The organism is Pacificoceanicola niger, assembly GCF_048553275.1.
Lineage (GTDB): Bacteria > Pseudomonadota > Alphaproteobacteria > Rhodobacterales > Rhodobacteraceae > Pacificoceanicola.
This window is the reverse complement of the sequence record NZ_JBLZMW010000013.1, coordinates 125,376-146,769: the sequence shown is the minus strand read 5'-3', so window position 1 is coordinate 146,769 and position 21,394 is coordinate 125,376. Positions and strand designations below refer to the sequence as shown.

The following is a 21,394-nucleotide window of genomic DNA, read 5'->3' as shown; positions in this document are numbered from 1 at the left end:
GCTTCTTTATCCTTTCCGCTGGCCCCTGCCAGCGCGATCCGCGTCGGACGTTCCGACACGTACACCCTTCAATCGTTGGGCATCCTCTACAACACGACGCGCCAGACCGCCAGCGCCAAGCGCCGCGTGTATCACAGTTTGTCGCCCGAAGGCCATCCCAAGCTCGTCTGCTGTCAACCAGCCGATATAGGTTCCGCCATATGGCGTACTCAGTTTCGACTTGCCGCGGCTCGAGCCATCTTCGGCCTGGATCAGGACAGTAGCCTCATCCTTATAGAGCCAGTCCTTCACCTTTTCGTATCCCGACACCGCGTCGCCCGACTTTCTTGCAAGGCTGATCAGGTCGATCACGCGCCTGGCCAGCATCTGTTCGATGGTCTGAACCAAGGCGTCCGGCACGGTCACCGGTTGTTTTGCCGCGCGGGAAAACAGGCTCTTTTTCACAGCCTTTTCCAGCGCAGCAATATCCGACGCAACATATAGGCCGCGTCCGGGCAGTTTTCCAGCCAGATCCGGCACGATTTGGCCTTCGGGGCCGACGACAAATCGGATCAGTCCGGATTTGGGCTGTGCCTCGCCGGTTGCGATGCATTTGCGTTCCGGACCGTCCTCGCGGTCTTTATCGTGGCCCCCTCGGCTCATGGTCGTGCTCAGGCCTCGCTCTCTTCGGTTTCACCGTCTTCCGGCTCTTCCTCTTCTTCCAGCTCGGTCGGATCGACCCAGCCCAGCAGAACGCGCGCGGTCATGACCATGGTCTGCGCCTCTTCGAGTGTCACGCCATAGGGCTCAAGCAGGCCGTCATCCTTCACGCGCTGCCCGTTGCTGGAGGTCCAGCCACCGGCCAGTTCCCAGTCCGCGCAGGTCGCAAAGTCTTCCAGCGTCTTGACGTCGTCCTTGGCCAGAGCCTCGACCATTTGCGGGGTCAGCCCCTCAAAGCTGATCAGGCTGTCTTCGGCACCGAGTTCACGGGCGGATTCGAGCGCTTTGCGGGCCTGTTCTTCGAGGAATTCGCGCGCACGGGTCTGCAGCTCGTTGGCGGTGTCTTCATCGACGCCGTCGATCACGAGCAGCTCATCCTGTTCCACATAGGCAACCTCTTCGAGGTTGGTAAAGCCCTCGGAGACAAGCAGCTGCGCAAAGAATTCGTCGAGGTCGAGCGTGTCCATGAACAGCTGCGTGCGCTCTTCGAATTCTTTCTGACGGCGCTTGGATTCCTCTTCCTCTGTCATGATGTCGATGTCGAGACCCGTCAGTTGCGACGCAAGGCGCACGTTCTGACCGCGACGACCAATCGCCAAAGACAGTTGTTCGTCCGGCACCACGACCTCGATGCGCTCGGCGTCTTCGTCCAGAACCACCTTCGACACTTCAGCAGGCTGCAGCGCGTTGACGAGGAACGTCGGCATGTCCTCGTTCCACGGGATGATGTCGATCTTCTCGCCCTGGAGCTCGTTTACAACGGCCTGAACGCGGCTGCCGCGCATGCCGACACAGGCGCCGACCGGATCGATGCCGCCATCGTAGGAGATAACGCCGATCTTGGCGCGCGAACCGGGGTCGCGGGCCACGGCCTTGATCTCGATGATGCCGTCATAGATTTCCGGCACTTCCATCTTGAACAGTTCGGCCATGAACTGCGGATCGGTGCGCGACAGGAAGATCTGCGGGCCACGGGTCTCGCGGCGAACATCCTTGATGTAGCAACGGATGCGGTCGCCGGGACGATAGCTCTCGCGGCCGATCTTCTCGTTGCGGCGCAGGATGCCTTCACCACGGCCCACATCGACGATCACGTTGCCATATTCTTCGCGCTTGACGACACCGTTGATGATGGTGCCCGCGCGGTCCTTGAACTCTTCGAACTGGCGGTCACGTTCGGCTTCGCGGACCTTCTGCAAGATGACCTGCTTGGCCGATTGCGCGGCGATCCGGCCAAGCTCGACCGGGGGCACCTCTTCGACAAACGTGTCACCAACGACAGGATCAGCCATGTATTGCTTGGCTTGCTCCACGGTGAACTCGGCTTGGTAGTTCTCCAGCTCGTCATCCTCGACAACGGTGCGGACGCGGGTGAAGGTCGCCTTGCCGGTGCGGCGGTCGATGGAGACGCGAATGTCCATCTCGGCGCCATAGCGCGACTTCGCGGCGCGGGCGAGGGACTCTTCCATCGCCTCGACGACCAGACCGGGGTCGATCATCTTTTCGCGGGCCACGGCCTCGGCGGTCTGCAGAAGCTCAAGCTGGTTGGCAGAGGTGATTGCCATCGGTGTTACTCCTCCTGAGGCCGGTCGGCCTCGATCTCGTCAAATTGGGATTCGTCAACGGGAGCGGCCTTTCGGGCGCGCAGCATTTCCTTGATCAGTTCGTCGGTCATGACGAGCTTGGCCTCGGCCAGCCAGTCGAATTGCAGGCCAACGGTGCCCTCGTCCATGTTGATCAGCACCTCGCCGTCCTCGACACCGGCAAGGATACCGCGAAAGCGTTTTCGCCCGTCGATCAGATCGGCGGTTTCCACTTTCGCTTCGTAACCCTCGTAGGTTTCGAAGTCCTTCAGGCGTGTCAGCGGTCGGTCGACACCCGGGCTGGACACTTCGAGATTATAGGCGTCGGTGATCGGGTCCTCGACGTCGAGCGTGGCGCTGACGGCGGTGCTGATGGCGGCGCATTCGTCCACCTCGATGCCGCCCTCGGGGCGCTCGGCCATGATCTGCAACGTCGGTGTGTTGCCGCCCATCAGGCGAATCCGGACAAGGTCAAAGCCCATGTCCTTGATCACCGGGGTCAAAATCTCTGCCAGACGCTTGTCGATTGAGGTCTTGGCAATCAAATCGTTCATTGTACGCGTCCCTTTCGGGCGTTTTGGATCGTGCGGTTGGTCAGAAACAAAAAAACGGGCCAGCGGCCCGTTACATGCTTCCGGTGGACGGCAGGTTTGAAACCCGGCGCCTCGCTGTTGAAAGCGGATATAGGCCCCCTTTTTCCCAAGTGCAAGAAGATTCATCCAGCCGCTTCACACATCGCTTTGGCCGACGGTGGTGCCAAAGGTTCGCTGCGATGGATTGGATGCGTACCCGTCGATCGGTGGTCCGGTTCTGACGTCATGGAGAAAGAGGCGCCTACGGGGCCGTTCAGCGCGCCGCATCGTGGTTTTCGGCGGCCTTGTTTTAACCATGATTCGGCGTGGGTGTCACAGAGTTTGGCGCGCATCTTGGGACAGTGTTAACCAAGGCGTGGCACTGTTCGGAATGTCGGATCAATTCCGCCGTGAAATCGCCAAATTTCGGTCAAAATCAAGTTTTCTCGCCACATTCCCGCCCTGAATGATATTGCTCGGAGCCGGGAATGGGGGCAAAAAGAAAGGGAGTGAAGCGATGCTGTTTCTTCTTGCCATGGTGGCTCTTGCAGTCGTGGACCGCGTGGTTCTTGCGAGGGTTTTTGACGAAGCCGATCTGCCCGGCTGACGGCGTTCATCTGGCTTGATCAGATTGACACATGTGACTTTGCTTTCGACTTACCAGGAGCTGCCCCGATGCGTACCGAATGTCACACGGTCCCGAACCAATCCCTCGCCATTCTGCCGCTGGCCGATGAGACCGTCATGAAGGTCGTGCCCCAAACCGGTCGCTTCGCCGGGAAGGCGCAAGTGAGCCGGGTCGGCAACGCGATCGTTTTCAGCTATCCCGATGGCACCACGGTGCGCCTCGCCGTTTAATCCAGCGGTGCGCGGCCCTCGGCTTCGATCCAGCGCGGATCGACATCTTCGCGGGTCGCGCCGATCCGGAACTCGTCATAGTAGGCCACCAGCGTGGGCTTGGGCCGTGTGCCATATGTTTCGGTCCAGCGGGTCGTGTAGCTGGAGAAGATGCCGCGACGATGTCCCGGCTGATTGCCCTCGAAAAGGCTGCGCGGTGACAGGATCGGACCGGCGTAGTCGCACTTCAGCGATCCGTTGACCCAGATCCTCAAATATCCATCGGTTGTCTGGGAGAAATTCGTCTGCATGACCAGATCGACCCAGCGGCCGCGATTGGCGGCCATGTCGAACAGGCGGCAGACATAGCCTTCGTTTTCCTGCTCGCCCCAATCGAAGGTGCGCCGCAGGTCTTCGAGCTGGACCACAACATCGCCTGCCTCGCGCTCCGGGCCGCTGCAGATCGCCGGGCGGCATGTCTTCCAATTGCCCTCGTCCGTGCCAAGCTGGATCAGGCGGATCGCCGGGCTGGCATCGCCGCCCATGGTCCACTGTCCAAACACGAGCCGAAGCGAGTCCCTTCGGGTGAAGCTGGGAATGCTCGAATTGTAAAAGCTCCAGCCAAACCACGTTTCCGTACCGACTTTGCCGATCTCACGCTCACTGGTCAGGCGGATTTCGGCGCGATATCGCGGGTTGCCGCAGTCGCTTCCGCCGCAGTCGCCGGTGCGAAGCTCGTAGCGCTCGGACCGTTCGCCGCGCCGGACAGGTGCTCCGAGCGCTTTGGATGCGTAGCGAAAATTGTGAGGGTAGGGGCTGAAAAATCTCTCGTAGCCCCTCGGCGCCTGCTCGGGATCTCGTCCAAAGGCGTCAAAATCCGAAAAGGACGGAACGCATGCGGGCAGGAAAAGCGCGAGAAGCAGGGCGCCAAGCCGGGTCGCTCCCATGATTTTCACTCCGAGTGGTGGGCCGTCAATATAATGTCGAAAAACTATACGACCCTACGAAATATGGTGCAATCCACCAAGTCTAGTTGTTCAAGAGTATGGCCGGAACCGATAGCTTTCTATTGTTAATGGTTTGTTAACAAATGGCTTTTCCAATTGCTCTACCTCATAAGGATAGCCGGGGAAATTTCGGGCGAAAACTGAGTAACTGTAACCACTTGACCACAATAAACGAAAAGTTAACGCCTTTTCGGCGGCATGCTTGCCCGGCAACAATTCTGCCTCATACTGAACACAATCAAAAAGCACTGCGTCAGACAGTGTTAACAAGATTGAGGCAAATATAATGGCAAGGATCAGTGTCTTCGGCATTGGTTACGTCGGAGTTGTGTCGGCTGCGTGTCTTGCGCAGGACGGCCACGATGTGATCGCAGTGGATGTCGACCAAGGAAAAATCGACGCCATCAACGCGGGAATGTCCCCGATCGTCGAAGAAGGTATCGACGATCTCGTTCGTGAAATGGTCGCCTGCGGCAAGCTGCGCGCAACCAGCGATTTCGCCAAGGCGATTTCCGAAACCGATCTTTCCTTTGTGTGCGTCGGCACCCCTTCCGCACCGGATGGCTCGGTTGGCCTGTCCTATGTAACGTCGGTTTGCGAAACCATCGGAAAGGCGCTTAAAGAAAAAGACGCGTACCACTCCGTCGTCATCCGCTCGACCATCGTGCCCGGGTCGACAGAGAGCGCCTGCATTCCAGTACTGGAGCAGACCTCCGGCAAGACTGCGGGCCAGGACTTCGGCGTTGGCTACTACCCCGAGTTCCTGCGTGAAAGCACGGCGATTGCCGACAGCTATGATCCCGGTCTGGTGGTCTTTGGCTTTATGGACGAACCCACGGGGCAAATCCTCGCGGAGCTGAACAAGGACATGCCCTGCGCGATCAACAAGGTGGATATCCGCACCGCAGAGATGGTGAAATACACCTCCAACACATGGCGCGCGGTCAAGGTGACCTTTGCCAACGAGATCGGCAACATCGCCAAGTCCTGTGGCATCGACGGCCAGTCCGTCATGGAGATCCTCTGCAGCGACAAGAAGGCGGCCATGTCGCCATACTTTATGCGTCCGGGCTTTGCCTTCGGCGGTTCGTGCTTGCCCAAGGACGTGCGCGCTCTACGCCACCTCGCAGCACAGAACGACACGCCGTCGCATCTGCTCAACGCGGTTCTGGAAGCTAACGAGGCCCAGATCGCCCGCGCCGAGAAGATGGTCGAAAAGAGCGGCGCAAAGCGCGTTGGCTTTGTCGGCATCAGCTTCAAGCCGGGCACCGACGATCTGCGCGAAAGCCCGCTGGTCAGCCTCGCGGCGCGCCTGATCGACAAGGGCATCGAGGTCGACATCTACGACCCCTTCGTCAAGGAAGCCTATGACAGCGGGACCCCCGGTGCGGGCCGTGGCAACGAAAGCGTGCCGAACCTGCAGGGGCGTCTGGTCGGTGATCTCGACAAGCTGATCAATGACAGTGGCGCGGTTCTCGTGGGCAACTACTACAACGAGACCGTCGAGAAGCTGAAGGCTGCCGCCAAGGGGCGCCCGATTGTCGATCTGACCCGCCTGCATCGCGACATGGTGACCTCTGAAAATTACGAAGGCATCTGCTGGTAACGCGGCTGATGATGGCGCTCACACATATCGCTTACTTCTCGGTCATCTATATTCTGGTGTCCGTGGTCCCCCAGGGTTTCCTGGGGGAGCTTCATAATGCGTCCAACGCGGTCTTCGTTGTGGGGTTTCTGGGCATGTGGCGCTATAGCTGGGCTCTTACCAACTTTGCGCGCGCCATCTACTTCCGCAGGATCAAATATCCCGTCTGGAAGCGCCGCCACAATGCGCGCTTCTGGAAAAGCGGTGTGAAATCGCACTGTTACTTCATGGTCACCACCTACATGGTGGATATCGACGTCACCATCATGGTCTACCGCCGCCTGTTCGAAGCCGCGTCCAGGGTGCGCGATGGCGCGACCATCGTGGTCTCGGCTGTGGACGGCAAGGACGTGCGGCTGATCCGCCAGCTCTATGCCTCATCCAGATTCGACATGAGCAACGTCGAGCTGATCATTGACCGCATCAAATCCTCGGGCAAGCGCGACGCCATGGAAAAGGCGCTGCGCATCCTCGCGGACAAGGCGCCGACCAAAGACGACATCATGGTTTTTGTCGACGGGGACACCGTGGTTCCGCGCGATATCTGGGCGCAATCAGCGCCGTTCTTCTCTGATCCGCGCATGGGCGCGCTCACCACCGATGAAGCGGCGATCATCGACAAGCAGAACCTGTTCAAGGACTGGTTCACCCTCCGCTTCAACCAGCGGCAGGTGATGATGTGTTCCATGGGTCTCGGCAATCGGGTGCTGACTTTGACGGGCCGGATGTCCGTTTTCCGCGCCAACCTCGCGACCCAGCCAGGGTTCATCAAAGGCGTGGGACAAGATTACCTTGATCATTGGCGTCTGGGCCGGGTGAATTTTCTCACCGGTGACGACAAGTCCACATGGTATTGGCTGCTGCGCAATGGCTATCAGATGGCGTATCTGCCGGATGTGCAGAGCCAGTCCGCCGAAGGCCAGCCCCGCGATACCTTCTACGACAGCGCCAAAACGCTCATGGTCCGCTGGTTCGGCAACATGATGCGCACAAACGGGCGCGCACTGCGGGAATCGCCGCGCAAGATCGGGTTTTTCACATGGTGGTCGATCCTCGATCAACGGGTGTCCATGTGGACGACGCTTGTCGGTCCGATTTCGGTACTCATTGCAGCAATCACTGTCTCTCCGACCGTGATCCCGCTCTACATCGCCTGGGTCATGGCGACACGATATCTTTTTTGCGTGATCATCGCATTGTTCAACGGGGAGTGGTTTCCCGTCACGCATCCGGCGATCCTGTTCTTTGGGCAGATCGCGGGGGCAATCATCAAGACATTTGTTCTTTTCCGCCTCGATAAACAGAAATGGACGCGGCAGGGCAGCGGAGGTGGCGGCGCAAAGCTGTCGCTTCATGACCGGGTGAAAGCCTGGGAATCCTTCGCGCACCATGCGCTTGCCCTGTCATGGCTGACAGTTGCGATCATGTTTCTGAACACGGTGGAATAGGATCGCGGGGTAAAACAGATGGCAAATGACATTTTTCGCACTGAGTCGCTCGATCCGGACAAGATTGGAAACCCGGTCGACGCGCCGCAATCGGCGATTCCGCAGGACGTCGTTCAAGCCGGTATGAGCGTGCACTATGCTTACGGCAACAGCGACACGCCGGTGTCCGAACGCCCTGAGCAGCCCAAGCCGCTACCGCCGGAATTCGGTTACGATGATGAGCATCCGTTGCTGGACCTGCCGTTTTCGATTTCGATAAACGGCCAGCGCTATACCGGAGAGAGCATCTCACTGATGCAGATCCGGGCGACTGCTGATCAGGGAAGCCCGCTTGGCATCGGATCGCGCCACATCGCGGTTCTGCATTTCACCTTCGAGACCTTCTCGATCACTCTGCACCCCGAAGTGACCGTGCTCTCCGAGGCTTCCGATGGTGCATCGGTTTTCCAGTTTGCCAATCCGACAGGCGAGCACCTGCCACAGCTGCGATACATTCTGAACAGCTTCATTGCGGGTGATTTCGTCACCATCGACGGGATGGTCAGCTACACCGGACCAACCGAGCCCAAGCAGCCAAAGGGCGAGACCGCAAAACAGTCAATTTTCGATCGTGTCCGGTCGATTTCTGTCGCGGCTCTTTCCTGTGTGTTGATCGTTGCGGCGGCTTTCATTCTGTTCAAACGCTACACCACGGCGCACGAAATGCACCCGGTTTTCGTTGAGCGGGCAGGCCAGATGATGCGCGCAACGGCGCCCGGACAGATCAGCTATCTCAATCCCTCCGCCGCGAAGGGGGACGTGTTATTTTCTATTAACGCAAACACCGGAGACGTGCTGAATTTCACTATGCCGTGCGAGTGTGAAGCCGTTGTTTCAAAAGGAATAATTGAAGGCGCAACTGTCCTTCAAACAGACTTAATTCTGACAATTTTCGTTAATACTTCTGAAGTCAGAGCACAGACTCTGATGAGCATAGAAGGGCTGAACAGGGCGATGAACGGAGACATGGTTACCATGGATCTGAATGACGGGAGGAGCATTCCCGTCCGTGTCATCGCCAGCGAAGCGACCACCGCAGCAAGTCTGCGCGGTGATCTCTACGTGCCAGTCGATCTTGTTCCGGAAGATGGAGCTCTGACAACTGAGGATATCGGCAAGACCGCGCGTCTGCGGCTGTCGAAAAACCTTCCAGGGCTTTGAGCATGAGAAGCGAGGCATCTCCATGACGACCATCTATCCCCTGATCATCTGCGGTGGCAAAGGGACGCGGCTTTGGCCGCTGTCGCGCACGCAGAGTCCGAAGCAATTCCAGAAGATCAGCGGACCTGAATCGTCGACCTTCTTTCAGGTTGCGGTGCAGCGTCACTCGGGCCCGGTCTACAACGATCCGGTCATCGTTACCGGGGTCACGCATCGCGGGACCGTGGTCAAACAGCTGCGCGAGATCCAGTCGAATGCACAGATCATCTGTGAGCCGATGGGCCGTAATACCGGTCCTGCCGTGCTTGCCGCTGCTCATGCGATCTCCCGAAAGGATCCGAACGCGCTGTTCGTCGTGGTCCCTGCCGATCACATCATTTCCGGGCCGCTGACAGAGACCATCGAAGCCTGCATTCCCGCCGCGCAGGCCGGACACATCATCACCTTCGGCATTCCGCCGCGCTATGCGGAAACCGGGTTTGGCTACATCACGGACGCCGGTCCGATGGAAGGATATGAGGCGATTCGCCAGGTTGGCGGGTTTGTCGAAAAGCCGCCCGCCGAAGAGGCACAGGCGCTGATCGACAGCAAAGCGGCCTATTGGGCCTCTGGATTGTCGATGTTTTCCGCCCGCACCATCATCGACGAATACGCCAGGTTTGATCCGCGCACCGCGGCTTATGTGGCGGATTCTGTCGAGTTTGGATCTGACACGCCCGATGCGCTCTACCTCAACGAGGCCGATTTTGCCGAAGCGGCCTCAGAGCCGACCGAAGGTGTGGTTTTTGAAAAGACCGACCGCATTGCATTGGCTCCGCTGGATGTCAGCTGGGACGACGTCGGCAGTTGGTTGGCGATGTACAACATCTCGCCGCAGGATCAGAACGGCAACGTGCTGCAGGGCGATGTGATCGCGCTGGACGCGGTCAACACCATGGTGCGTGCAGACAGCCGTCTTGTGAGCGTGGTGGGGCTGACGGATGTGATCGTGATCGACACGCCGGATGCGCTCCTGGTCGCGCGCATGGACGAGACACAAAGCGTCAAGAAAGTGGTCGAACAACTCAAGGCGAGCCACCGTACCGAGACGGAAGTCCACGCCGAGGCGAAGCCCGCCATGGTGCCCTTCGAAAAGCAGAAAGAAGTCGCGCGACTGGTGGAGTCTGACAAGTTTCATCTTGGGACGGCGGAAATCGACGTTGGCCGGACGGTCATCCTCGACAAGGGTCCACGCAATCGGCAGGTCATCGTCGTGCAGGGCACGGTGCATGCCTCCGGTCCGGGATGGAGCAAGACGGCCACGGAAGGCGGGCGCATTTATGCCGATGAGAATGGCGAGGTTCGCATCGTGAACAGCGGCGATGACAAGGCCGAACTACTCTTTGTGACCTTGGAAAAACTCGATGTGGGCGCAGTGTCCCTTCCCATGGCAAGCAATGCCTAGGGTGGCCGCGCGGGATATGGTCGCGGCGCTTTTTGCCGTGACACTGTTCTGCGCCAGCCTTCTGGCGCCGGCGCCGCTGCGCGCCGCCCCGGATTTCGCCCTGATCGAGCTGGATCAGCGACTGCGCAGCCTCTCTGATTTGCTGCATGAAGATGCGACGGCCCGGCGCCTGCCTCTGGCGCAGCTTCTCTTTCGCTCAGGGCTGGACGGATTGACCAGCGAATTGCCGAAGCCCGGTTTTGGCGCGCACGATGCGAGACGGTCGTTGGCCGCCGAACCGGCATCCGAGCCGCCCGCACACGCCTCCGTCGAAACCTTCCGAACGGCGCTTGCGCTGCTGGCGCAGGTGCAGGGGTCGCAGGACAACCTCGACTTGCTGCTGGCGCATCCGGGGGGCAAGACGGATGCGCTGACCATTCGCGGCGGTGTCGTCACCCTGGACCGGATTCGCCAGATGCTGCGCGCGACGGGGCTGCAACAGGACATGCGCGCCGGGCAGGATGTCCTGCGGGTGCCTGTTGTGCTTTGGGAAGACACGGTGCTGCGTTTGGGGCCGCATGATCGCCTGAAGCTCAGCCGACCGGATGGCGCGTTCATCATCAGTTTCGGTCGGGTCGAGATTGATCGCGCCCGGATCTCGTCACAGGGCGGACCACACGCAACCAGCAAGGACTTCGTTCCCTTCCTGACCATCGCTGGCGGGGGCTCCCTGCAGGCCTACGGGGCCAGTTTCGAAGGGCTGGGGTTTGGCAATACGCCAAAGTTTTCCGGGGTGTCCGTGGTTGCGCACGCCTTGATGCCGTCCACAGGGCCGACCCGTATCGTCGGCAGCCACTTCGAAGACGTGCAGACCCTGTCGATTGCGGGGACAAACGGGACATTGGTGAGCAAGAACCGTTTCTATGACATGCGCCACAACGCGCTTCTGCTGTCGTCAGCCCTGAATGCGCGGCTGGAGGGCAACCTTTTTTTCGGCGATGGCCCGACCAACGCCATTCGCGTCCTCGCCGGATCTGACAGGGCGGTTGTGCGGGGAAATGTGCTGCTCGAAGGGGACCGCTCCGGGATACTGGTGCAAGGGTCCAGCGACCGGGTCGAGGTTGGTGGCAACGTGATCTGGCGCCGTAGCGGTGGCGCAATCAAATTTTCCCGGACGCGTTGCGGAATCCTACGCGACAATGTTGTGCTGAACAGCCGCCAGAAGGGCGTTGATATCCGGTCCAGCGACGGCGTCCAGATCGACGGGAACACGATCAGTGGCAGTGGCAGCGCGGGCATCTGGGTTTCGGCGCAACCGCTCAAGGCGCAAACCCTGATTTCCTCCAATACGTTGCGCGGCAACGAGGCCGGCCTCGCCACGGCGACTGGCGGGGAAATCCTGCTTGTCGGCAATGATTTCTCGAACCAGATGCCGCGGCTTGTGGATGGGGATATCACGCCGCGAAACCGGGACTTTGCCCGCGACCTCCACGGTCGCGCACCAATGATTCTGACCGCGGCGGAAACCCGGTTTCCGGACGCTTTGACGGCGCCAGAATGTGATGCGGGAGCATGGCAATGAAGGTTCGGGCGTTCTTGTTGTGCTGTCTGATGGCCGGCGCACTGCAGGCGCAGACCATTCCGATGCCGTTCTCGGACGATGCCGAAACGCGGCAGATCAGTGTGACCGTCACTCCGGACAGACGCAGCATGAGAGGACTGCCTGCGGATTTGATCCGCGCGCGGCGCGCGATGCACGCGAAACAGGATGTCCCGGACGACAGCCTGCGACGGCTGGCGGACCATGGCGATGGCCTTGCCGCGCAGCGCTATGTCCGCCGGTTGATCGCGCAGGGCAAGGCTCAGTCGAGCGCCTCTGACGTGGCTTACTACAGTGCGGTCGCGGTTGGGGCTGGTCGAGTCTGGACCTTGCCTGACATGATCGAAGCGATGCGGCTGCTGGACCCGAACAGCGAGCCGCGCGACAGGATTCGCGAGTACATCAAAGTCCTTTATGCCCATGCCTGGGCGGGAAATACGCTGGCTCTGGATGCGGTTGTGGTGTTCAACGGCCGGGACAAGCTCTTTGGTGCGCTCAGCGACAGCACGCGCAAGAAGATCCTCGCCCAAGGCGAGCAGAACGCCGACGGCAAAGTGGAGCTGCGCATGGCCACGGCCCTGCTGGCGCAGGACGCGCCGAGCGAGGCAGCGCTTGAACGGGCGCGCGGGCTTCTGGAGAAGGCGTATGGCTCGCGCCACCTTGGCATCAGGACCACGGCAGAGAACCTGCTTGTCTTGATGAACACACGATATGCCGGTGACGGGTAAGGGCGAGATATGACCAAGGGGAGCGGGGGCTGTCCCATGACACACGAGGTCCATCGAACGAAAACAGGGCAAGCCTCGGCTTTGGCGCTGGCCTTTTGTGCGTCGCTGGCCATGCCGGTTTCGGCCCAATCCTCAGGCTTTGGCTGTGAAGGGCTTTACGAGTCCGACGCCTTGCCGAGCGTCGAAGGTGACGGCGGGATGTTCTACCGTATCGACCCGGACCTGATGATGGCCCAAGGGTTGACGGAGGGCAACGTGGCCCAGATCGCCGCTTTGTCGCGAGCTTTGGCGGCGCGTGGCACGACATTGGTTTACCTGCCGATGCCGACGAAAGCACTGGGTCAGCCGTGGCAATTGCCGCCGATGGCCCGCTATCTTGGCTATGATGTCGACGTTGCCACCACTGTCTATGACCAGAGCCTGAAAGCGCTGTCAGAAGGCGGCATCGTCACCCTCGACGCACGCGCAACGCTGGCGCGGGCGGGATTGGCGCAGCCATCCTACTTCGGCGCCGATCCGCGTCTGTCCTCACATGGGGCAGCGGCGCTTTCCGAAGCCTTGGCAGAGGTCATTGCGGGGGTGGCGGATTATCCGGCGGCGGACTTCACGATCCGCGAGGCGGGGCCGGAGCCGCTGTTTTCCACCATGCGCCTTGATCTTCAGGAAAGCTGCTCTGCTTCTTTGCCGATCCCGACCGCGCCGCGCATCGTGACGGACGCCGGGCAAATGCCCGGTGCGTTGCAGGATGGCGATCTCGCACGGATTGCGCTGATTGGAACCGAAATGAGCGGCGCGCCCGCGACCGGATTGGCACAGCGCTTGCAGGCGGCAACAGGGTTGACCGTCGCGCAGTACACGGTTCCGGAGGGCGGGCCGTTTGCCGCGATGTCGAGTTATCTGACCTCGGATGCGTTTCGGGCGGCGCGGCCGGATCTGCTGATTTGGGAGCATCCGATCCGGGACAATCTCGCCGATGGTGGCGATCAGCCCATGCGCGAGCTGATTGCGGCGGCTGGCCCGGAGTGTACCGACGCGCTGCCAGTCTTTGCCTCGCCCGATGGCCGCGCGCTGCGGGCCGATCTTTCGGCTCTGGCTGGGCGAGACATCAGTCTGCGGTTTGACAGCGACAGCACGGACACCCAATCCGTCCGCTTCGTTTTTCTCAATGAGCGGGGTCACCGCCGCATCCGCCAGATCCATCGTCATGAAGACGCCTGGCTGACCGGACGCTTCTTCGTGCCAATGTCGGGACTTTGGCCGGTTGGGCTGTCCTCGGTTGAAATCCTTCCCGAAGGTGATGTCGGGCGTGAGGCCCGGCTCTTTGCCTGCCCGGAACCGGAGGTAAAATAATGCGCCGGATCGTTCTTGCGGCTTTCGCCTTTGTGACCCTGTGCCAGGTGGTACGGGCCGAACCCTTGCCGATCGAATTCCTGCCGCCGAACATTGCGCCGCGCAATGTCTGTAACGCGCCGCCGCCTGGTGAAGCGGACATCAACACCGAACAGGGGCTTGGCGAGATCGAGTTGACGGACGCGTTGCGGATCGACTTTATCGACCGGGACATTCGCCGCCTGCAGCGAGAGGACGCCGCACGATGGTTTGACTTCATTGACGCTCTGATCTCGTGGAAAGCCCGTCTGGACCCTGAGTTTGCCGGGATTGACGAGCGGTTTGCCCGCGTCACGCTGCACCTGCGCGCCCGCCGGATGGTCGACCTCGAAGCCCGCGCCCTGATCCCTCAGCTGCGCGCGCGCCTAGATCAGCTCACGAACAATCAGCGGCTGACACTGGCCCGCTATTATACCGAAGGGATCGGTGTCCCGGTCGATCGCCCGTTTGCCCGCGAAATGGTGCGCGAAGCGGCCTTTGGCGGCAACGCCCGCGCGTTGGCGCAGATCGCGCAGATGCTGGCGCGTGGTGAGGCGCTCGACGGCTGGGATGCACCGCTGGACCTGACGATCACCATGGCCTTCGGTGGGCTTCTCGGCGAGCTGAATCCGGGTGTCTGCGCCCGTGCCGAACGGATCGCGCAGGAGTACATCAAGGGGGAGATGGTCATCGCCAATCCCGAGATTGCCAAGGCTTGGCGCCGCTTTGCTGCCGATATGGGCGGGGCCGAAGCGGCGTGGCGCGTTGTGGAGTATCATCTGAACGCCGATGCCGATCAGAAGGACATCGATGAAATGCGTCACTACCTTTCCCGCGCGCGGGAACTGGGCGTGGCGCCGGACGACCGACAGACGAGCCTACTGCTGGCCAGCGGGGCGGTCACCGAAGACGACCTCGAAGAGATCCTCGGGTTTAATCATGATCAGGATCGTCGCCGTGTCCATCGCAGCCTGATCCCGTATCTGGAACTGGGCCTGAAGATCAACGGGCTGGTCATCAACGAGGATAGCCTGCGCCTGCAATACCTGCGCGAGCAGGCCCTGCTGCCTGCGGCCCCCGGGTTTGTCTTTACCGATATTGCAAAGGAACTGATCGAGCGGCGCGGGCGCTGGAGAGCCGAGCCGGAGGTTCTGGAATTGCTCGAAGAGGCCGTGCGGCGAGGGGACGAGCAGGGCATGCAGATGCTGGCCGGGTTGCTGGTTCGCTACCGCGATGATCCGGTGCGGATCAATCGCGCGGAGAACCTGTTGCTTGAGACAGTGGAACGGTTCGGCATGGTGTCGTCGATGGATCGTCTGAATTCGCTGTACCGCTGTCAAATGAACGATGCACCGCGTCTGCGTGAAGCGACGCATTGGAGCGATTCCTACCGCGCGACCTTCGATCCGTCCGTGGTCCTGAGCGCCGGGGATGCGCTGACCCTCAGCCCCTTTCGGTCGCCAGAGCGGCTTGCGCGGTTGCAGACACACGCGCTCGAAGGACGCACCCAAGCCCGCGCGGAGATCGGCCAGCGGATGCAGTCCGATCCACTGACGGCAGATCGCGCCCTGCGCTATTGGGCCAAGCAGATCAGCCGGTCGGACAAAGCGCTGGAAACCTTCGGCCGTATGGAGCTGGATCTTGCGCAATCGCCCGCCGAGTGGGATTTGGCGATCGAGTTTTTCCGCCGTGTCTATCTCAACAACGGGGTAACCACGGCTTTGGATCTTTCCGTGGCATTGGCGGAGGATATGGCCCGTGATCCCGAAGTGGCCAGGGAGATGCTGCATATGCTCACCATGGCCGGTGTGCGCGGTGAGGGGGCCTCCATCCGGCTCAAGTCCCGCCTTCTGGCCAAGAGCACAAGCGCAGCGGACTACACCGCGAGTGCGAAGCAGGTCTATGACGAATTCAAGGATGTGATCGAGGAGCGCGGCGATTTTCTTGCTTTGATGTTCGCCATCCCGTTCCTGCCGCATGACAGGGTTGATGACTACGTCGACCGCGCTGTGTCGCTGATGAACTGCGGCAACAAGGACGCGGACGAGCTCAGCGATGCCTACGCCCTGCGCGGTGATGCCGACATGGCCAATCACTGGCGGCAGGTTATCCTGCAGTTTGATGGCGGTCATATCCTGTCCAAACTGCGTCTGACCGACGAACAGATTGCATTGTTCGATAAAGGCAACGCGCCGGGTCCGGACGATGTGATGGCCCGCAGCCAATCGGATGGCGATCCTGTGGCGCCGCTGCGCCTGTATCATTTGACCGCTGACCCGGACCTGCCGACCTTTGATCCGGCCCGCGCGGCTTTGCTTCTTGGCGCGATGCTGGATGAGGCGCAGGGGCAGGCGTTGATTGAGGGTCTACACATGTACAGGATCGCGGATACCGCCGTGCAGGATATCGTCCGCGACAGCCGGGATGTGGCGGAGCTGTTCCGCCGTGCCGCCGAGGCGGGGGACGCGAAAGCCCGCTATAAATATGCCATGCTGCTCAAGGACGAGGCGGAAACCGCAAGGGACCTCGCCGTGGTGGCTGATTGGTTGCGCCGCGCGGCGGAGGGTGGTCAGGATGATGCCATGGTCGAGCTGGGTCTTGCGCTGGGCTTTGGCCTTGGCGTGCCCCGTGACACGGCGGCGGCGCTCGACTGGCTGAACCGCGCCAAAGCCGCCCGTAACCCGCGCGCCGCTGAACTATCCCGCCTGATCGCAGCTGCCGCCAATCCGTAAGGACATCATGGGACACAAACTGCCGTTATTCACCTTCTGCTTTGTCATGGCCGCCCAGATCGGGTTGGCACAGGATGGCGGCTGCGCTCTGGCGCCAGAGCCAATCGAGAGCCTTTCGTTCGAGAGCCGCTACAAAGGCAGCGGCGAAGCCCGCGCAACGGTGAACGAAGAGGTAGAGGCAGAAACGGAGGACGCCTTGCGACCGCTCGATGACTTTATCCGCGATCTGGCAAGTGGTCTCGATTCGATGATGGAGGCGGCGTCCGAGGGCAAGCGCACCGAGGCAAATTGCCTGATTGGCCAGATGGCCGAATGGGCGCGGGCCGACGCGTTGTCGGATCAGGGTTCGGAGACGACGCGCCTGACCATCGGGGCACGCTTTGCTGCATTTGCCATCATCGCAGGCAAGGCGATGCCGCATACCACGGATTATGCCGGCCTCGAAGAGATCCGGGCGTGGCTGACGCGGCGCATGACCGCGCAGATGCAGTTCTGGGAAGATGCCCCGGCAGGCGCGGCCTCTGGCAACCTGAGGGCCTGGGCCGGCCTCGCGGCGGGGGCAACGGCGGAGCTGACAGACGATGTCGTCATGCGAAGCTGGGCGACGTGGTCCACCGCCTACGTCCTTTGTTCCGCCAACGACGATGGCAGTCTGCCGCAGGAGATGAGCCGGGGCAAATATGCACTGCATTATCAACTGCATGCCATGGCGCCGCTTGCGACTTCGGTGCTTGTGTTGGAGCGGCAGGGGGTCTCTCTTACGGACCGGTGCGACAACGCGCTGGATCGTGCGGCGGCGTTCACCCTCAGTGACTTGAGCACCGGAGAGAAGACGGAGGCGATCACCGGAAAGGTGCAGAGTTTCTTTGACGGCACCCATACGCTGGACGATTTCCAGCTGGCCTGGCTTGAACCTTACATCCTGCTTAGCGGAAATCGCGAGGCCGAGGCGCTGGCGCGAACCCGTCGTCCGCTGTCGTTTTCCAAACTCGGTGGCAACCAGACCCTTCTGTGGAAACCGTAACGGCGCAAGTTTATGCGGCGGTGCAGAAAATACGGCTGGATTTTCGGTATCCCATTGCATACAACGGCGGCGAAGAGCACTGAAACGCAGGCCGTGACAGCGCTGGAAAACCTGTCTGTGTTGATCTAATGCAGGGGGGAACCGATGAAAGGATTGGTAAAGATGTCTGATCAGAACACGCCCGATATTATCTACACCAAGGTGGACGAAGCGCCTGAGCTGGCGTCGGCCTCCTTCCTGCCGATCATCCAGTCGTTCGCAAGCGCCGCAGGCGTGAGCGTCGGCACGCGGGACATCAGCCTCGCGGGCCGTATCATCGCGACCTTCGCGGAGCACCTGACCGAAGATCAGCGCATCTCCGACGATCTCGCGGCGCTTGGTGAACTGGTCAAGCAGCCGGATGCCAATGTCATCAAGTTGCCGAACATTTCTGCCTCCGAGCCGCAGCTTGTCGCCGCCGTCAAGGAACTGCAGGAGCAGGGCTATGCGCTGCCTGACTACCCGTATGAGCCGTCCACGGACGAGGAAAAGGCAGTCCGCGCCAAGTATGACACGATCAAAGGCTCTGCCGTGAACCCGGTCCTGCGCGAGGGCAACTCCGACCGCCGCGCCGCCGCAGCCGTCAAGAGCTTTGCCCAGAATAACCCGCACCGCATGGGTGAGTGGTCCGCAGACAGCAAAACCCGCGTCGCGGCCATGGACGGCAATGACTTCTTCTCCAACGAAGTGTCCGCGACCCTGCCGAAGGCTGCGACCGCGAAGATCGTTCTAGAAACCGCGTCCGGTGAAAAGGTCCTGAAAGAGGGTGTCTCCTACCCCGAAGGCACCGTCGTTGATGCAACGTACATGAGCGCCAAGGCGCTTGACTCATTCCTCGCCGAAGAGATCGAAAAGACCAAAGCCGAAGGCACGCTTTTCTCGCTGCACATGAAGGCCACCATGATGAAGGTCTCCGACCCGATCATCTTTGGTCACGCGGTCAAGGCATGGCTCGCACCGGTCTTCGAGCAGTACGGCGACAAGTTGAAAGAGCTGGGTGTGAACCCGAGCGGCGGCATGGGCTCCCTGTTGGAGCGCGTGAAGGACGAGCCCGAAATCATGGCCGCGATCGAAGCGGTCCGCGCCGAGCGTCCGCCGATGTACATGGTGAACTCCGACAAGGGCATCACCAACCTGCACGTACCCTCTGACGTCATCATCGACGCCTCAATGCCGGCACTGATCCGCGCGGGCGGCAAGGGCTGGGGCCCGGATGGCAAGGAGGCGGACACCAACTGCGTGATCCCGGACAACTCCTATGCGCCGGTCTATGACGCGGCCATCGAATTCTTCAAGGCCAACGGCAAGCTGAACCCGGCCACCGCCGGTACAGTGCAGAACATTGGTCTGATGGCGCAGAAGGCCGAAGAGTACGGCTCGCACCCGACCACCTTCGAGATCCCCGAAGACGGTACGGTCAAGATGATCCTGGATGATGGCTCCGTTCTGCATTCGCACAGTGTCGAAGCTGGGGACATCTGGCGCTCCGCGTCGGCCCGCAAGGCGCCGATCGAGGATTGGGTGCAACTGGCGATCGACCGTCAGAAGGCAACCGGCTATCGTTCGATCTTTTGGCTCGACTCGAACCGCGCGCACGATGCGGAGCTGATCGCTTACGTCAAGCCGATCCTCGAAGCCAAGGGCGTTGCCGACAAGTTCGAGATCATGGCCCCGCGCGAGGCGACCGTTGCCTCGCTTGAAACCATCACCAAGGGTGAGAACACCATTGCCATCACCGGCAACGTTCTGCGCGACTACCTGACGGATCTCTTCCCGATCCTCGAACTGGCGACCTCTGCCAAGATGCTCTCGATCGTGAAGCTGATGAACGGCGGTGGTCTGTTCGAGACCGGCGCGGGCGGCTCTGCTCCCAAGCACGTGCAGCAGCTGATGGAAGAAAACCATCTGCGCTGGGACTCGCTTGGCGAATTCTGTGCGCTGGGCGAAAGCTTCAAGTTCCTCGCCGATCAGAAGGGCAACGAGAAGGCCCGTGTTCTGGGCAATGCCGTCGATATGGCGACGCAGGGCATCCTCGACCACGACCGCAGCCCGTCCCGCAAGGTCGGCGAGCCCGACAACCGAGACAGCCACTACTGGTTCGCCCGGTATTGGGCCGAGGCTTTGGCGACTCAAACCGAGGACACTGAGTTGTCGGCACACTTCGCTCCCATCGCCAAGGCGCTGAACGAAGGCGAAGCGGCGATTGTCGGTGAACTGGCGGCAGAGCAGGGGAAGGCCGTTGATCTGGGCGGTTATTTCCACGGTGACCCGGAGAAGACCGCCGCAGTGATGCGCCCGAGTGCAACGCTGAACGCCATCATCGGCTGAACGGTTTTACGCCAATAGCAAAGCCCCGCTGGTCGCAGGACTGGCGGGGCTTTTTCATTGTCTCTCGCGATCATGAGGCCCGGCCCGCGCGACAGCGGGTCAGGCAATCCGCACGAGGTGATTGTCCCAGGCCCGCCTCGCGCGTCTGCGTGGTGTCATGCCACCGGCATCCAGCGCCCAGACACCGCCCAATCCATCGGTGGCCATAAGGCCCAACGGACCGGCTGCGACGCCACAGACATCGGCGCGCCGGGCGCTTGCTCTGAAATGGCCATCAAGACCAAAGAGATGTACGCGGCCGCCACGCGGGGAGGTGATGGCAACCGTATCGCCCATCACCGCAACGCTTCCGGCGTAGCCGTCCATCGCCATCTGCTCGGCGAGGTCGGCAGAGGTCAGAATGGGCGCGGATCCCCGTTTATGCAATCCAAGCAGGGGGGCCGGATCAGGGAGCGCTCCTTGCCACTGCATCGCGAAGGCGACGGTTTCGCCGTCAGAGGCCAAATGACGGATCGAATCGTGATGAAGGTCGGGGGCGAGAGAGACGGTCTCCTGCACGCCGTCCCTTGTCACATAGGCCAGATTGGGCCGCATCGTATCGAGGTTGAGTTTTTCCCGGCCCTTGTCCGGATGGGTCAGAATGCCACCATTTGCCACCGCGAGAACATCGCCGGGCAAACGGATCACCTCATGCGGGCCGATCCCGCCAGAGGCGATTTCGCCCACGCGGCGATACCCGTCCAGCCGTGACCAAAACCCAATGCGGCCCTCGCCGGTGGCGATGTCATTCTCTGTCGTGCAAAGCAGCGCGCCGTCTTCGATGAAGGCACCGTGACCGTAGAAATGCCGCCCCTCCGGCGCTTCAAGGTGATGCGCGACGGTGCCACCGACGCAGTCGATCACCACGGCAAAGGTGCCGGGACGGCGGGCAAAGGCCACGGCCTCGGGCGCGGTTGGATGGGCCGCGGCGGCATGGCCACGCGCGGGAAGTGGTATGCGGAAAAGGTCTTCTCCCGCCTCGGTCAGTCCGAACAGAGCATAGGTGCCGTCTTGCTCCTTGGCTGCGGCGAGAAATGCCGGGCTTCCGACGTCTGCCCAGCCCAGCGATGGCAAGGTTGAAGAGGCCAGAAGCGCCCCGATAAAGTTGCGCCTCCGCATGGC

16 protein-coding genes are annotated in these 21,394 nt (G+C 61.0%); 11 read left to right on the top strand and 5 right to left on the bottom strand.

Features of this window, described 5'->3' with window-relative positions; genetic code table 11:
- Positions 1–6 precede the first annotated feature (6 nt).
- Genes ACN2XU_RS16555 through rimP form a run of 3 tightly spaced genes read right to left on the bottom strand, consistent with a single transcriptional unit; the run spans position 7 to position 2,836 of the window.
- Positions 7–642: an RNA-binding protein gene (locus tag ACN2XU_RS16555; protein ID WP_419411563.1), complete on the bottom strand. Its 636-nt coding sequence runs from the start codon at positions 640–642 to the stop codon at positions 7–9.
- Between the two features lie 8 nt (positions 643–650).
- On the bottom strand, positions 651–2,264 hold the full coding sequence (gene nusA / locus ACN2XU_RS16550; RefSeq protein WP_419411562.1) for a transcription termination factor NusA: 1,614 nt from the start codon (positions 2,262–2,264) through the stop codon (positions 651–653).
- A 5-nt stretch (positions 2,265–2,269) separates the two neighbouring features.
- Positions 2,270–2,836: a ribosome maturation factor RimP gene (gene rimP, locus ACN2XU_RS16545; RefSeq protein WP_419411561.1), complete on the bottom strand. Its 567-nt coding sequence runs from the start codon at positions 2,834–2,836 to the stop codon at positions 2,270–2,272.
- A gap of 693 nt (positions 2,837–3,529) precedes the next feature.
- On the opposite strand from rimP, the gene ACN2XU_RS16540 reads away from it, so the two are divergent.
- The gene (locus tag ACN2XU_RS16540) at positions 3,530–3,712 is read left to right on the top strand and encodes a hypothetical protein (protein ID WP_419411560.1); all 183 of its coding nucleotides are present in this window, start codon (positions 3,530–3,532) and stop codon (positions 3,710–3,712) included.
- Here the strand turns inward: ACN2XU_RS16540 and ACN2XU_RS16535 are convergent.
- Complete coding sequence (locus ACN2XU_RS16535; protein WP_419411559.1) at positions 3,709–4,638, bottom strand: heparin lyase I family protein; 930 nt, start codon at positions 4,636–4,638, stop codon at positions 3,709–3,711. The two genes, ACN2XU_RS16540 and ACN2XU_RS16535, sit on opposite strands and share 4 nt — an antisense overlap.
- Before the next feature lie 346 nt (positions 4,639–4,984).
- Between ACN2XU_RS16535 and ACN2XU_RS16530 the strand changes: the two genes are divergently transcribed.
- The 10 genes from ACN2XU_RS16530 to ACN2XU_RS16485 all read left to right on the top strand — a co-directional run bounded on the left by ACN2XU_RS16530 (position 4,985) and on the right by ACN2XU_RS16485 (position 20,233).
- A complete protein-coding gene (locus ACN2XU_RS16530) occupies positions 4,985–6,304 on the top strand; it encodes a nucleotide sugar dehydrogenase (protein ID WP_419411558.1) in 1,320 nt (439 codons plus the stop codon).
- 11 nt (positions 6,305–6,315) lie between these two features.
- A complete protein-coding gene (locus ACN2XU_RS16525; RefSeq protein ID WP_419411557.1) occupies positions 6,316–7,791 on the top strand; it encodes a glycosyltransferase in 1,476 nt (491 codons plus the stop codon).
- 18 nt (positions 7,792–7,809) lie between these two features.
- Complete coding sequence (locus ACN2XU_RS16520) at positions 7,810–8,991, top strand: hypothetical protein (protein ID WP_419411556.1); 1,182 nt, start codon at positions 7,810–7,812, stop codon at positions 8,989–8,991.
- Positions 8,992–9,013: 22 nt separating this feature from the next.
- Complete coding sequence (locus ACN2XU_RS16515; RefSeq protein ID WP_419411555.1) at positions 9,014–10,435, top strand: mannose-1-phosphate guanylyltransferase; 1,422 nt, start codon at positions 9,014–9,016, stop codon at positions 10,433–10,435.
- Positions 10,428–11,996 carry a right-handed parallel beta-helix repeat-containing protein gene (locus tag ACN2XU_RS16510; RefSeq protein WP_419411554.1) on the top strand — a complete coding sequence of 523 codons (1,569 nt, stop codon included), beginning with the start codon at positions 10,428–10,430 and terminating at the stop codon, positions 11,994–11,996. The genes ACN2XU_RS16515 and ACN2XU_RS16510 overlap by 8 nt, the downstream gene beginning before the upstream one ends.
- The gene (locus ACN2XU_RS16505; protein WP_419411553.1) at positions 11,987–12,742 is read left to right on the top strand and encodes a hypothetical protein; all 756 of its coding nucleotides are present in this window, start codon (positions 11,987–11,989) and stop codon (positions 12,740–12,742) included. The genes ACN2XU_RS16510 and ACN2XU_RS16505 overlap by 10 nt, the downstream gene beginning before the upstream one ends.
- A gap of 36 nt (positions 12,743–12,778) precedes the next feature.
- The gene (locus ACN2XU_RS16500) at positions 12,779–14,092 is read left to right on the top strand and encodes an alginate O-acetyltransferase AlgX-related protein (protein ID WP_419411552.1); all 1,314 of its coding nucleotides are present in this window, start codon (positions 12,779–12,781) and stop codon (positions 14,090–14,092) included.
- Complete coding sequence (locus tag ACN2XU_RS16495; RefSeq protein WP_419411551.1) at positions 14,092–16,842, top strand: hypothetical protein; 2,751 nt, start codon at positions 14,092–14,094, stop codon at positions 16,840–16,842. Before ACN2XU_RS16500 ends, ACN2XU_RS16495 begins: the two co-directional genes overlap by 1 nt.
- A gap of 7 nt (positions 16,843–16,849) precedes the next feature.
- Positions 16,850–17,866, top strand: a complete 1,017-nt coding sequence (locus ACN2XU_RS16490; RefSeq protein WP_419411550.1) for an alginate lyase family protein — start codon at positions 16,850–16,852, stop codon at positions 17,864–17,866.
- Positions 17,867–18,028: 162 nt separating this feature from the next.
- Complete coding sequence (locus ACN2XU_RS16485; RefSeq protein ID WP_419411549.1) at positions 18,029–20,233, top strand: NADP-dependent isocitrate dehydrogenase; 2,205 nt, start codon at positions 18,029–18,031, stop codon at positions 20,231–20,233.
- Between the two features lie 99 nt (positions 20,234–20,332).
- On the opposite strand, the gene ACN2XU_RS16480 is transcribed toward ACN2XU_RS16485, so the two are convergent.
- Positions 20,333–21,391 (bottom strand): DUF1513 domain-containing protein, encoded by a 1,059-nt coding sequence (locus ACN2XU_RS16480; protein ID WP_419411548.1) that lies wholly within the window; start codon positions 21,389–21,391, stop codon positions 20,333–20,335.
- Positions 21,392–21,394: the final 3 nt, after the last annotated feature.